Raw genomic sequence first — 556 nt, forward strand, 5'->3', positions numbered from 1 at the left:
TGCCCGAGGAGTACGGCGGCGGCGGCGTACACGATTTCACGTATTCGCTTGTCGTGTCGGAGGAAACCTCGCTCGCGGGCGTGACCTTCGGCAGCGAGTCAGTACACACCAATCTGATCCTGCCGTACCTGATGGAGTACGCGACCGACGAACAGAAGCAGCGCTGGCTACCCGGATTCGCCTCGGGCGACATCATGTTCGCGATCGCCATGACCGAACCGGGCACCGGCTCCGACCTCGCGAACATTTCGACGACGGCCAGGCTCTCCGAAGACGGCAGCCACTACATCCTCGACGGCGCAAAGACATTCATCACCGGCGGTGCACTCGCCGACCGCATTCTGGTGGTCTGCCGCACCGCACCATTCGATCCCGACAATCGTCGTGCCGGACTCTCGATTCTGGTGGTGGACACCACTTCCGAGGGATTCGCCGTCGGGCGGAAGCTGGAGAAGATCGGACTCAAGGCGTCGGATACGGCCGAACTCTCCTTCTCGTCGGTGCGCGTGCCCGTCGAGGACCGGCTCGGCGAGGGGGGCAAGGGGTTCTCCTACCT

1 protein-coding gene is annotated in these 556 nt (G+C 63.7%); it reads left to right on the top strand.

From position 1 onward, the window contains the following. Positions 1 to 556 (top strand): acyl-CoA dehydrogenase family protein (locus B3T59_RS20270; protein WP_287004974.1); only part of this gene is annotated, 556 nt, incomplete at both ends.

Source organism: Gordonia sp. UBA7860 (assembly GCF_002500165.1).
Taxonomy (GTDB): domain Bacteria; phylum Actinomycetota; class Actinomycetes; order Mycobacteriales; family Mycobacteriaceae; genus Gordonia; species Gordonia sputi.